Origin of the sequence: Methylobacterium sp. 4-46, assembly GCF_000019365.1 — a bacterium.
Lineage (GTDB): Bacteria > Pseudomonadota > Alphaproteobacteria > Rhizobiales > Beijerinckiaceae > Methylobacterium.
Genome location: NC_010511.1, coordinates 6272878 through 6285623, shown reverse-complemented (window position 1 = coordinate 6285623; position 12746 = coordinate 6272878). Strand labels below are relative to the sequence as shown.

The window sequence follows — 12746 nt, the reverse complement described above, 5'->3', positions numbered from 1 at the left end:
CGGGCCGGTCCGCGACCCTGGCGGGCGCGATCGCCCAGCCGACCGCGCGACGGCGGCGCACCCGCGCGCGGCGCCGCATAGGCCCCTCGCCGCGCGGCCGCGACGCAGCCGCCGGGCAGGAGGGCGAGGAGCGCCGGAGCGAGCCGGGCCGAGGGCGGCCGGACGGGAAACCGGGCTGTCGGACGCGTCGTTCGGGACTCCGCGAGCCGGTCCTGTCGGCGCCTCCCGGCGCGCGGCTCTCGGTGCGGATGCTGGGCCGCGGCAGCGCAGAAAAGGAACGCATAGTTCCGATGGTGGTCAGATGAAAATCGAATGACCGCGGCGCGCGCCCTCCCGGGGCCCGGCGCCCCACGCGGCCCCGGGGCGGGCCGCGACGGCCCGCGCCCCTCCGGCGCGGTGCCGGCGAGCGGCGTGGGCGGCACCGGGACGATCGAGGCCGTTCAGGGGACGGGCGGCTTGGGCGCCGGCCCTGCGCCAGGCGGGCGTGGAAGAGACTATATTCCTATGTCAGGCGAAACCTGCGGACCATGACCACTCCGCAGGAGTCGCAGGCCTCCTTGAACTTCTCCAGGCGCTCGGCCGGGACGAAGGCGTGGTTCCAGGCCAGCTCGTCGAACACGACCTCGCCATCGTGGATCGCCAGGTCGGGCCGCAATCTGAAGTCGAGGTAGTTCACGTCCGCCAGGAAGGCCCTCAGGGCCCCCCGCTTGGCGGGCCCGACCACTTCGGCGAAGACGAAGGGCCGATCCCGCCTGATCGTCTCGCGCGCGCCGCCGAGGAAGGCGTGCTCGTGCCCCTCGATATCGACCTTGATGACGGCGATCCGCTCGCGGATGTCGAGTTCGTCGAGCGTCCTGACCGCGACCCGGACCGTCCCGTGGACGGCCTTGAAGTCGTGCTCCAGGGACGCGCTCGTCTCCAGCAGGCCGTGGCTCGGATCGGGGAGGTGGAGCGTCGCCTCCCCCGACACGTCGCTGAGGGCGAGCTCGTGGACGGTGACCCGGTCGGTGAGCCCGTTCGCCGCCAGATTGCGTCTCAGCACCGCGACCAGGGCCGCGAGCGGCTCGAACGCGAGGACCGTGCGGTCCTCCGCCAGGATGCCGGCCATCACGGAATAGACCCCGGTATTCGCGCCGACATCGACGAATATCCCCTCGCTGCGCAGGTACGTCGCCATCATCAGGAACGGAAGCGGCGGTTCGTACGCGCCGGCGCTGACCTGATGTCCAACGAGGTCCATGCCGCCCGCCGCATCGAGGTAGAAGTGCTTTCCGGCGAAATCGACCTTCGTCATGCCCATCCTGGTCTTCCTCTGCGTGAGCGAGGCGGTCGCGCGGACGCGTCGACCGGCTCCCGGCCGGTGCCGGCCGGTTCGGCGCGCCCGGACCGGGACGGGCGGAGGGACGGGCGCGAGCGACCATCCCGCTCCCCCGCGTCCCCGTCGCGGGCACGGGACGTCATCCGGTCGCGCGGCCGGCGCGATGATCACCGGCCTGCGGGCCGGCCGAAATTCACATGAGTTACAACCGCGCGCCATTCGATCGGGTATTTCACCGCCGTGTCGTGCTATGCCTGTCCGGCCTGGAGTATTCCAAATCGTTCAGATGAGGCGAATTTTCAGCAGTTTACGACTTGCGCTCGGAAAAATACGGCGTCCTTCGGCGAAGGACGGGGTGAGCGACTTTGATGAAAATTTTTACTATACGCTCTACCCCGACCTTCATCACCTCACCGGCCGGGGCGAGCTGCTCGAACATTATCTCCGGCACGGCCGCCGGGAGGGGCGGCAGAGCAGCGTCGAGGGCTATCTGGCCGATCTCAGCGCCGAGCACGGCCCGCTGCCGAAGGATTTCCGCCCGAGCCTCTACCGCGATCTCAATCCTGACCTCGCGTCGCGGTTCACGGAGGACTGGCAGTTCATCGCCCATTACCTGCGGCACGGACGCGAGGAGAAGCGGCCCTACGCCCTCGACATTGCGTCGGACGCCGACGCCTTCGCGCGCGTCGCGGTGCGGGACGGTGACCCCGAGGCCGCCGATGCCTTCGCGGCCTTCCTGCGGCAGCACGGCCTGGTGCCGGGATCCTGGCTGCTTCGGTTCGACCTCGCCCAGTTCGTCCAGCTGAATGCCGATTGGATCGGCCCCCCGCCGCGGGTGCGGGCGGAGGGACTTCGTCTCTTCGTGGAGCAGGGCATCGCGCGCCTGGCCCCGATCCACGCCGAGGCGATGTTCGATCCCGCCTTCTACCGCGCCGTGTACCCGGTCGAGGACCTCCCCGACGACGCGTCGCTCTATCGGCACTGGCTGTGCACCGGCATCGAGCGGGGCTTCGCGCCGAACGAGTCCGCCCACCTCGCCGCCCTGATCGGCGAGACGGTCTTCCCGCGCTGCTTCGATCTCGCGGGCTACCGGGCCGCGCTGCCCCGGGGCGCCGCCCTGCCGCGCACGCAGGTGCTGGAGCACTGGCTCGATTTCGGGTTCCCGGCGGGTCGTCTCGACGTGGTGTCCGGCCCCGACGAGGCCGCGTTCCTCGGCCTCGTCGGGATGCGGGAATTGCTGCGCCAGCGCTTCGCGCTCGCCCGCCGGGCCTACGACGAGGCGATCGCGCGCGGCGGCCCGACCGCCCGCCGGCTGCACGGCCGCGGCGAGGCCGCGCGGGCCCTGGGCGACCTCGCCGCCGCGGCCGCCGATTACGCGGCCGCCGCGGCCGACCCGCGGTCGAGCCTCTGGAGCCACATCCACGCCGCCGAGTGCCTGGCCGCCACCGGAGATCTGCCGGCCGCCTGCGCGCAGGTCCGGGCGTCGTCGCCGCGCTGGATCAAGGACGCGCGCTGGCGCGAGGCGGGGCTCGGCATCCTCGGCCGGGCCTTCGACGCCGCCTGCGAGGCCGCCCGCGCGGAGTACCGCCAGGGCCGCCGCGCCGAGGCCGACGCCCTCCTGGACGAGGCCCTGAACCGGCTCGCCGCCGACCTCCCCCTCGCCGCCCCCTTGCCCGTCCCCTTGCCCGTCCCCTCGCCCGTCCCCTCGCCCGTCCCCTCGCCGCGGCCGACCGTCGCCATCCTGGCCAACCTCGACCTGCCCCAGTGCGTCCACTACCGCGTCGAGCAGCGCCGCCGCCAGCTCGAGCACGCCGGATGGACCGTCCGCGTCTTCCCCCCCGACCAGGCCCGGGCCTTCCGCCAGGCCCTGCACACCGCCCGCGCCGCCCTCTTCTACCGCCTCCCCGCCTTCCCCGACATCCTCCACAGCATCCTCTACGCCCGCGCCCTCGGCCTGCCCACCTTCTACGACGTCGACGACCTCATCTTCGACGCGCGCTGCTACCCCGACCCCTTCGACAGCTTCGAGGGCCAGATCTCCCCCGAGGACTACGTCGGGCTGCAGTTCGGCGTGCCCCTGTTCCGCTTCGCCCTCGCCCAGTGCGACGAGGGCCTCGCCTCCACCCCGGCTCTCGCCGAGGCCATGCGCCCGCTCCTGCGCACGGGCCGCTGCCACGTCCTGCGCAACGGCCTCGACCAGCGCAACGCCCCCTTCCTCGACCGGCCGGACCCCGCCCCCGCCCGCCCGGAGGCGCCCGTGACGCTGTTCTACGGCTCGGGCACCAAGGCGCATAACCGCGACTTCAACGCCCTGGCCGGCCCGGCCCTGCTGCGCCTGCTGGAGCGCCACCCGCAGCTGCGCCTGCTGATCGCCGGCCACCTCACCCTCGATCCCGCCTTCGCGGCCCACCGGGACCGGATCCGCCGCCTCGGCTTCACCGCGCAGGTGGAGGATTACTGGGAGATCCTGTCGGGGGTCGACGTGAACCTGGCGGTGCTCGCCCCCGGCGCGGCGGCGGACGCCAAGAGCGAGATCAAGTGGCTGGAGGCGGCGGTGGCCGGGGTGCCCTCGGTGGTGAGCGGGACGCGCACCTACCGGGAGATCCTGGTCGAGGGCGAGGACGTGCTGTTTGCCGACACGCCCGAGGAGTGGGCCTCGGCGCTGGAGCGGCTGGTGGGGGATGCCGGGCTGCGGCGGCGGATCGGCCTGGCGGCGCGGCGCAAGGCGCGGCGGGATTACGGGCTGGCGGCGGGGGCGGGGCGGGTGGCGTCCGTGCTGGCGCGGCCGGCGGCGCCCGCCGTGGCGGCGGCGCGGCCGCGGATCCTGCTGGTGAACGTGTTCTTCCCGCCCCAGACGATCGGCGGGGCGACGCGGGTGGTGCGCGACAACCTCGACCACTTCCTGGCGGCGGCGGGGGAGCGCTACGCCTTCGCGGTGGCGGCGAGCGACGAGGGGGTGCAGCCGGCGGGCCGGGCGCGGCTGGACGGCTACCGGGGGGTTCCGGTGCTGCGGCTGTCGACGCCGCTGGAGCCCGGGATGGACTGGCGCCCGTTCAACCCGGCGCTGGGGGCGCTGTTCGGGGAGTTCCTGGACCGGCTGTGCCCGGACCTGGTGCACTTCCACTGCGTGCAGCGGCTGAGCGGGTCGGTGGTGGAGGCGGCGCAGGCGCGGGGCCTGCGGCACGTGGTGACGGTGCACGACGGCTGGTGGATCTCGGACCACCAGTTCCTGCTCGACCGGGACGGGCAGGTGGTGCGTCCCTCGCCGGACCTGCTGGAGGCGGCCTCGGACGCGCCGCACGGGGCGGGGGCGCAGCTCCTGCGGCGGCGGCGGCTGGGGCGGCTTCTGTGTGGGGCGGACCGGGTGCTGGCGGTGTCGGAGAGCTTCGCGGGCCTGTACCGGGCGGCGGGGTTCCCGGAGGTGCGGAGCGTGCCGAACGGTCTGTCGCTGGGGCGGGTACCGGCGCGGCGGGCGGGGCGGGGTCCGCGGGTGCGGCTGGGCCACGTGGGGGGTCTGGAGGCGCACAAGGGGGCGCCGCTGCTTGAGGTGGTGCTGCGCACGACGCCGTTCCGGTGCCTGGGCCTGACGCTGGTCGACCTGTCGCGGGAGCCGGGCTCCGCGAGCGAGGAGGTGTGGGGGACGACGCCGGTGCGGATCGTGGGCCCCGTGGCGCAGGAGGAGATCGGGGGGTTGTACGGGGAGCTTGACGTGCTGCTGGTGCCGTCGCTGTGGCCGGAGAGCTTCGGTCTCGTGTCGCGGGAGGCGCGGGCGTTCGGTCTGTGGGTCGTGGCGAGCGACCGGGGCGCGGTGGGGGAGGAGGTGCGGCCGGGGGTGGACGGGTTCGTGATCGACGTCTCGACGCCGGGCCCGCTGCGGGAGGTGCTGGGGGCGATCGACGCGGATCCGGCGCGGTTCCAGGCGCCGCCGCCGCCCGGCCCGCCGCTGCGCCGTGCGGCCGACCAGGGCGACGACCTGCTGCGGCTCTACGACGAGATCCTGGGCCGCGGCGCCGCGAGGGCTGCCGGTGCCCGCTCGCGGCGGCCGCACGGATCCGCCTCCGACCGGCTCCCGCAGGAGCCCGACGGGCTCCCGCCGGAGGTCGCGGGCCTCGCCGACCACCGGGGTGAAGGGACGTTCCGGGCGGGGTCCGCGCGCGGCCCGGGATCGTGATCCGGGAGCGGGGGCCTCCGGGCCCGGCCGCCCGATCAGTGCGGGGCCGGCCCGGCCTGCGGCATGGCCATGCCCTCCGGCATCATGTTCGCGTTCATGTGGTGCATGATCCGCCGGGCATATGGCGCCGGGCCGGTGCCCCTCCATATCGTGCCGAATCGTGCGGCAGGCGAAATCCTCGCCGGACCGAAACCCTCGCGAGATCTCGCGGGCCCGGCACGGCGAATCACCGCCGCACCGTCGACCATTCGACGGGACCCGGCCGATCGCGGCCTGATCGGATGCGGACGATGTCGGAGCCGTTCCGCGACACCGAGTTCGGGCGCAATACCGGGGACTTCATCGCCCCGGCGCTGGCGTCGATCGAGGGCGCGTCGCCGCGATGGAATCGCGGCGCGGCGATGCCGCGGAAGACCGGGTTGACCCAGGAGAGCCGTCGTCCTCCGAGCCGAGGCCGGCGGCACGACACTGGCGATTGGCTCGATCATATCGCCGCGCGGGGTGCGGAAAGGGGCGAGAGACGGCTGCGCGGCGACCGCCGCGAGCGGCTCGACCTGGATTCGCGCGAGCCGGCGCGGGTGACGGCCCGGGCCGGGGCGGGCTTCCCGCGCCGGCTCGCGCGAGACCTGCCCGCGCGCCGGAGGCCGTCAGCCGCCGGCGCGAGCGCCCGCCGGCGCGGGATCCAGCGCGGCCAGGGCGAGCGCCACGTCGCGCAGCGCCTCGCCCTGCAGATCGGGCTGCACCAGCACGCGGGGGTAGATCTGGCCGCGCGCCACGAAGGCCGCCCCGAGGCCCGCCACCTTGGCGCCGTGCGTGTCCCAGGCATGGGCGGCCACGAGGGCCGCCTCGCCGGGCGCGACGCCGGCGGCCTGCGCGGCCGAGAGGTAGACCTCGGCCCGGGGCTTCGAGCGCTGCACCTGGTCGATCGACAGCACCATCTCGACGTGGCGGTGCAGGCCGCCGCGACGGAGCAGCTGCTCGGTCGCCTCGGCCGACCCGTTGCTCAGCGCCGCCACGCGGAAGCCGGCCTCGGTCAGGAGGGCGAGCGCCTCCGCGGCATCCGGCTGGGGATCGAGCTCGGCCATGCCGTCGAGGACGGCGTCGAGACGCTCCATGCGGACCGGGAGGCCGTGCGCGGAGAGCAGGGAGGCGAGTTCCCCCCGCAGCACGAGGCGGAAGGGGGCGAACCGGTCGGTGATCGCCAGCGCGAAGGCGTCCCGCAGGGCCGAGGCGAACCAGATCTCCAGGGCCGCCGGCGGCAGGCCGAGGCCGGTCAGGAGCGGGCGCATGCGCTCCAGCGAGACCAGCGTGCCGATGACGTCGCAGGCGATCAGCTTGGGCCGGGGCATCATCGGCGCGTCTCCTGTCCGGCGCGCGATCCCGCCCGCCCTGCGCGGACCGGACGGGCCCGCTCCCCTGCCAACGCGCGGGGGAGCGGATCGCTCGGCCGGCGGCGGGATCGGGGCCGCCGGCGCGGCCGCGGGCCGTCCGGTCGGATCCCGCCGCGATCAGCAGAGAGGCATCCCACGCAGATCGGGCGGATGATCGAACCAGGAAGAGAGTCGACATCTCGCTATCGTGACGGCGCCGACCCCGCTCGTCGGTTGAAAATCATCTGCGCAGGATGTCTTATCGACCGCGCGGCGGCGATGCTGCATTGACGCCGAGGGGCCTCGGCTCGGGACCGACCGTCGAGTTTCGTTCGGATATGCTCGCGCGATGGATGTCTGGCGAGAGAGCGCGTGGGCGTGCCGCGTGACTGACGAGGGGGCAGAGGCGCGTCCCGAGGCGCTCACCACGCCGAACCTGCTGCTGGCGGCCCTGCCCGAGGCCGAGTGGGCCCTCATCCGTCCCCACCTCCAGCGGGTTCCCCTGCGCCGCAAGCAGGTGCTGGAGGAGCCGCGGACGGAGATCCAGCACGTCTACTTCATCGAGCGGGGTCTCGCCTCCGTGCAGGCCAGGACCCAGGCCGACGGTGCGCACGGGGTCGGCCTCGTCGGCCGCTTCGGCATGACCGGGCTCGGCATCCTGCTCGGGACCCGGCGCGCCACGCTGCGTGTCTCGGTCCAGGTTCCGGGCTCGGCGCTGCGCCTGGGCGCCGAGGAGGCGGCGCGGCTCATGGAGGCGAGCGCCACCCTGCGCCGGACCGGTCTCAGCTACATCCAGGCGCTGATGACCCAGTCGGCCCAGCTCAGCCTGTGCAACGCGCGCCACCCGATGAAGCACCGCGTCCGGCGCTGGCTGCTCCTGGCGCGGGACTGGCTCGGCGAGGACGAGGTCTGCGTCAGCCACCAGCTGATCGCCGACCTGCTCGGGGTGCGGCGCGCCAGCGTCAGCGAGCAGATCGAGTGCCTGGAGAGCGAGGGCATCGTCAGCCAGAGGCGGGCCTGCATCACGCTGCGCGACCGGGCCGCCCTCGAAGCGGATTGCTGCGAGTGTCACCGCCTCGTGCGCGCGGAGTACAGGCGGCTGAACCTCCTCGGGGCCGAGCGGGCGGCCGAGCGGGCGGCCGAGGACCGGTAGCGCCGCGCCCCGCGCCGCCGGCGGATCCCCGCGGGAGGCCGCCCGGCCCTCAGCCGCCCAGCTTGGACAGGACGAAGGCCGCCAGGAAGCCCGCCACGGTGATCAGGCCCGCGTAATCGTGCGCGATCGCGAAGGCCTCCGGGATCATCGTGTCGGAGATCATCGCCAGGATGGCGCCGGCCGCGACGGCCTCGGTGGCGGCGATCACCGCGGGCGAGAAGCCCGAGAAGACCGCGTAGCCCGCCAGCGAGGCGAGGCCCGAGATCGCCGCGATGCCGGTCCAGAGCCCGAACACGAAGAGGGCCGAGCGCCCGGCGCGGCGCATGCCCGCCGCGCTGGAGAGGCCCTCGGGCACGTTCGACAGGAAGATGGCGACCACCGCCACCCAGCTCACCGCCCCGCCCCCGATCATGGTCACGCCGATGACGATCGATTCCGGGATGCCGTCGAGGAGCGCCCCGACCGCGATCGCGAGACCGCTGCCGGCATCCCCGGGCTGCCGGCCGTCCTCGGTCCCGCCCGACCGCTTGCGGTGCCGGGCGCCCCGGCGGGAGAGGTAGACGTTGGCGCCCGTGTACACCGCGGCGCCGCCGAGGAAGCCGAGCGAGGTCGCGTCGAAGCCGCCGGTCCGGTAGGCCTCGTCCATCAGCTCGAACGAGAGGGCGGAGATCAGCACGCCCGATCCGAACGCCATCACGGCCGCGATGAGCCGCTGCGGGATGCGCAGGAACCACGCGAGGGCGGCCCCGAGCACCAGGGCCGAGCCGCTGAACAGGCCCCACAGGCCGGCCTGAAGCGAGACGGGCATGTCGGATCATCCTCCGATCGGAGAGGTCGAAGCGGAGGCGGGACCGGCCCGGTCCGGCGCAATCCGCAGGTCCGGCGCGCCTCGGCGCCCCTGCGACTCGACGTCGGGCTGCATCCCGCGCCGATCAAGTCGGGGGATTTCCCGACAGGCACGGCGCCGGGCACGGTTTTCCCCGACTGACGCGGGCGGATCACGGCCTCCATCTGGCAGGAGCGGGCGCCGCGGCCGCGGGCCGGGGCGCCTCATCCCACGAAGCCAAGCTGAGGAAGGCACATGACCAAGATCACAGGTGCGGCGACCGCTCTCCTGGTCGCCCTCGCCGGTCCCGCCCTCGCCGGTCCCGCCCTCGCCGGTCCCGCCCTCGCACAGGGCAACGGCGCGCAGACGCAGACCAGCCCCTCCGCCGCGCAGGCCGGCCAGCCCGGGAGCCAGCAGCACGCGAGCCTCGTGACGGCCAACAAGATCCGTCAGGACCTGCAGAATGCCGGCTTCAGCGACGTCAAGGTGGTGGCGGAATCCTTCGTCATCCAGGCCAAGTCGAAGGACGGCGACCCGGTCCTGATGACGGTCGGGCCGCACGGCATGTCGATCTTCGAGACGCTCGGCAGCAACGACCTCAAGGGTGCGGACAAGACCGGCTCGACCAACGCGGCCGGGACGAGAGCGATCAAGGTCTCGCGGCTCACCGACATGAACCTCTACAACGCCAAGGGCGAGGTGCTCGGCGACGTCGAGCAGGTCGTGCGCGGCGGCGACGGGCATGCCAGCATCGTGATCGGGCACGGCGGCGTGCTCGGTCTCGGCGAGAAGCAGGTCGCGGTCCCGCTCGACAAGGTGTCGATGAACGGCGACCGGCTGGTCGCCCGCGGGATCACCGACGACCAAATCAAGGCGATGCCGGCCTGGACCAAGGGCAGCGGCACCCCGGTCAACGCCGACCAATCCGTCAGCGTCGCCACCAGCGGCTGAGCCCCCTCGCCGCGGCGGGCCGGAGAACCGAGCGGGCGACGCGGCATCCTGCCGGGGCGCCCGCTCTCCCCGGGGCGCCCGCGCCCCCTGCCCCGGACCAGCGCCGGGATCGCCCCGTCCCGCCGCGCGACCGGCCCCGCCATCCCGCTCTCCCGCGCGGATCCGTGAGGGCGGGGCCGGTCACGGCGGGGTCTCGCGCAGCGGATCGAGCCAGCCGCGGGCCGCGCCGAAGCGCACGATGTCGGCGCGCGTGCGCAGGTGCAGCTTCTCGGCCGCGCGCGCCTTGTAGGTCTCGACGGTCTTGACGCTGACGTCGAGCCGCAGCGCGATCTCCTTGTTGCTGAAGCCCTGGGCCGTGTGCCGGAGCACCTCCGTCTCCCGCGGGCTGAGATCCGCGCCGCCGGGTTCCGCGGACCGGGCGGCGGGCGCCCCGGGGAGCGCCTTGTCGGCCACGGCCGGGTCGAGGTAGAGCCCGCCCGCCGCCACCGCCCGGATCGCCCGCAGCAGCTCGTCGGCGGCCGAGCGCTTGAGGAGGTAGCCGCGCGCCCCGGCCTGCAGCATCGGCTGCACGTAGGCCCGGCTCTCGTGCACGGTCAGGGCCAGGAGCTTCACCTGCGGGCATCGCTCGGCGAGGCGGCGCGCGAGCTCGAGTCCGTTGAGGTCCGGCAGCGACATGTCGATGATCGCGACGTCCGGCTCGGTCGCGCAGATGACCTCGAGCGCCTGCGAGCCGGTGGCGGCCTCGCCCACGAGGTGCAGGTCCGGCGCGCTCGCCAGCAGCGCCTTGATGCCGGTGACCACGATCGGGTGGTCGTCGGCCAGGGTCACGCGGATCTCGGCCATCGGGCCTCCGGCATCGGTGCGAGGGGGACGTCGATGAACAGGGTCGTGCCCGAGCCCGGCGCGGATTCGACGCGCAGGGTCCCGCCGATCAGGCTCAGGCGCTCGCGGATGCTGGAAAGGCCGAGGCGCCGCGGCCGCCCCTCCGCCGGCGGGGCGCAGGCCTCCGGGTCGAAGCCGGTGCCATCATCCTCGATCACCACGCCGAGGCGCTCGCCGCGGCGCTCCAGCACGACGCTGACATGGGTCGCGCGGGCGTGCTTGAGCACGTTCGTGAGGGCCTCCTGCGCGACGCGGTACATGGCGGTCTCCACCTCAAGCGGCAGGCGCGCGGACAACCCGAATGCCTGGACGTCAACGCCGAGCCCGTAGCGGGCGGTCCAATCGGCGCCGAGCGCCGCGAGCGCGTTGACGAGGCCGAGATCGTCGAGGGCGCTCGGGCGCAGGTCGGAGGCGGTGCGGTGGATGTCGCGCCCGATCTCGCCCGCGAGGCCCTGCAGCCAGCGGACCTGGTCGCGGGCCCGCGGCGGGCTCGGCCCGCGGGCGAGGAGATCCTCGAGTCCCTTCAGGCCGAGGGAGAGGCCGGTGACCGTCTGCCCGACCTGGTCGTGCAGCTCGCGGGCGATGCGCCGCTGCTCGTCCTCCTGGGCCTGGGCGAGGCGGCGCAGCAGGTCGTGATGCGCCGCCTCGGCGCGCTTGCGCGGCTCGATGTCGGCGATCACGCCGTGCAGCACCGCGCCCTCTCCGCGGCCCCCTCCCGCCCGCGGCAGGTCCGGGCGCTCCTCGCGGCCCATCAGGCGCCGCCAGCGCGCCTGCTGCCCGGCCGGGGTCACCCGGAACTCGATGTCGAGCCCCGCGCCCCGGCGCAGGGCCTCCTCGACCGCCGCGACCAGGCGGTCGCGGTCCTCCGGCGCGACGACGGCGAGGACGGCCCGGTCGGGCCACCCGAAGGCGTCCGGCGCCGCCGCCGTCGCGGGCAGGCCGAGGAGGTCGCGCGTCCGGGCGGAGCCGACGATGCGGCCGCCGCCCCGGTCCCAGCGCCAGGTCCCGAGCTCCGCGGCGGCGATCGCGACCGCGGCCCGCTCCTCGCTCGTCGCGAGCGCCAGCGCGGCGCGAAGCTGCTCGCCCCGCCGCCGCTCCGCGATCTCGCGGCCGGTCCGGACCGCGAGGCCCACCGCCAGGGCCAGGGCGGCCGCGAGGCCGGCCACCAGCAGGATCAGCGACCGGGCGACCGGCTGGTCGAGGGCGTCGCTCGGGATCGCGAAGTGGACCGACCAGCCGCCGGTCCCGGCGAGCGTCTGGTAGACGGTGTCGACCTCGACCCCGTCCTGCGCCTCGCTGCGGTAGAGGCCCTGCGGGGCGCGCGCCACCGCCTCCCGCATCGCCGCGTCCGGGGGCCGGCCGACCCGCTCGTCGCCCGGCACGCTGCGGGCGATGAGCCGCCCCTCCCGGTCGACGATGGTGCCGATCCACCCCGCCGGCGCGCCGGCCTGGGCCAGGATGGCGCGGATGCCCTCGGGGCTGAGCCCGACGCAGAGCACGTCGCGCAGCGCCTGATCCCGCGCGACGGGCGCGCAGACGGAGACGAGGCGCTTGCCGCTGATCGGTCCGACGGGCCCGACGCCCCCGATCGCGGGCGCGCGCGTGCGCCGCACCGCCTCGATCGTCGGCAGGTCGGCCGCCGGCCCGAGCGCGCTGCCGAGCGGGCGCAGCAGGTTGAGGATCTGCCGGCCATCCGCGCCGACGAGCGAGACCGTCTCCCAGAGCGGGCGCGCGCGGGTGATGCGCTGCGCCTCGTCGTAGAAGGCGGCGAGGTTCGGCGCGTCGAGCGCCGGCGACAGGGCGAGCGTCGTCAGCACCGCGAGTTCCTCGCCGACCGCGCTCGTCACCCGCTCGGCCACCTGCGTCACGGTCTCGGCGGCGGCCCGCCGGACCCCGGCCCGGGTCTGGGTGGCGGCCAGGTAGGCGGCCCCGGCCCCGAACAGGACGATCGGGATCGTGGTGGCGAGGAGGAGCGAGATCAGCGGACCGCGCGCGACGGGCCGGGGCGGGGCGGTCGTGCATGCCGGTGTCTCGGGGTCGAGCATGCGCGCCTCATCCACGCGTCGCGCCGGGAG

Annotated in this window: 8 protein-coding genes; 3 read left to right on the top strand and 5 right to left on the bottom strand. The window is 74.6% G+C overall.

The genetic code is table 11. The annotated features are described in order from the left end of the window. Nucleotides 1-502: 502 nt before the first annotated feature. Nucleotides 503-1294 (bottom strand): FkbM family methyltransferase, encoded by a 792-nt coding sequence (locus M446_RS27620; RefSeq protein WP_265576446.1) that lies wholly within the window; start codon nt 1292-1294, stop codon nt 503-505. A gap of 379 nt (nt 1295-1673) precedes the next feature. Between M446_RS27620 and M446_RS27615 the strand changes: the two genes are divergently transcribed. Beyond that, nucleotides 1674-5489 carry a glycosyltransferase gene (locus tag M446_RS27615; RefSeq protein ID WP_012335389.1) on the top strand — a complete coding sequence of 1272 codons (3816 nt, stop codon included), beginning with the start codon at nt 1674-1676 and terminating at the stop codon, nt 5487-5489. A 647-nt stretch (nt 5490-6136) separates the two neighbouring features. Here the strand turns inward: M446_RS27615 and M446_RS27610 are convergent. Beyond that, on the bottom strand, nt 6137-6841 hold the full coding sequence (locus M446_RS27610) for a haloacid dehalogenase type II (RefSeq protein ID WP_012335388.1): 705 nt from the start codon (nt 6839-6841) through the stop codon (nt 6137-6139). 403 nt (nt 6842-7244) lie between these two features. Here M446_RS27610 and M446_RS27605 point away from each other — a divergent pair, with 403 nt between their 5' ends. Further along, the gene (locus M446_RS27605; RefSeq protein ID WP_063826018.1) at nt 7245-8012 is read left to right on the top strand and encodes a Crp/Fnr family transcriptional regulator; all 768 of its coding nucleotides are present in this window, start codon (nt 7245-7247) and stop codon (nt 8010-8012) included. A gap of 49 nt (nt 8013-8061) precedes the next feature. On the opposite strand, the gene M446_RS27600 is transcribed toward M446_RS27605, so the two are convergent. Further along, nucleotides 8062-8820, bottom strand: coding sequence for a ZIP family metal transporter (locus M446_RS27600; protein ID WP_012335386.1), 759 nt, complete (start codon nt 8818-8820; stop codon nt 8062-8064). A 273-nt stretch (nt 8821-9093) separates the two neighbouring features. Between M446_RS27600 and M446_RS27595 the strand changes: the two genes are divergently transcribed. Then, nucleotides 9094-9789, top strand: a complete 696-nt coding sequence (locus M446_RS27595; protein ID WP_012335385.1) for a PRC-barrel domain-containing protein — start codon at nt 9094-9096, stop codon at nt 9787-9789. A gap of 180 nt (nt 9790-9969) precedes the next feature. On the opposite strand, the gene M446_RS27590 is transcribed toward M446_RS27595, so the two are convergent. Further along, the gene (locus M446_RS27590; protein WP_012335384.1) at nt 9970-10632 is read right to left on the bottom strand and encodes a response regulator; all 663 of its coding nucleotides are present in this window, start codon (nt 10630-10632) and stop codon (nt 9970-9972) included. Then, nucleotides 10614-12716 carry an ATP-binding protein gene (locus M446_RS27585; protein ID WP_012335383.1) on the bottom strand — a complete coding sequence of 701 codons (2103 nt, stop codon included), beginning with the start codon at nt 12714-12716 and terminating at the stop codon, nt 10614-10616. Before M446_RS27585 ends, M446_RS27590 begins: the two co-directional genes overlap by 19 nt. Nucleotides 12717-12746 lie beyond the last annotated feature (30 nt).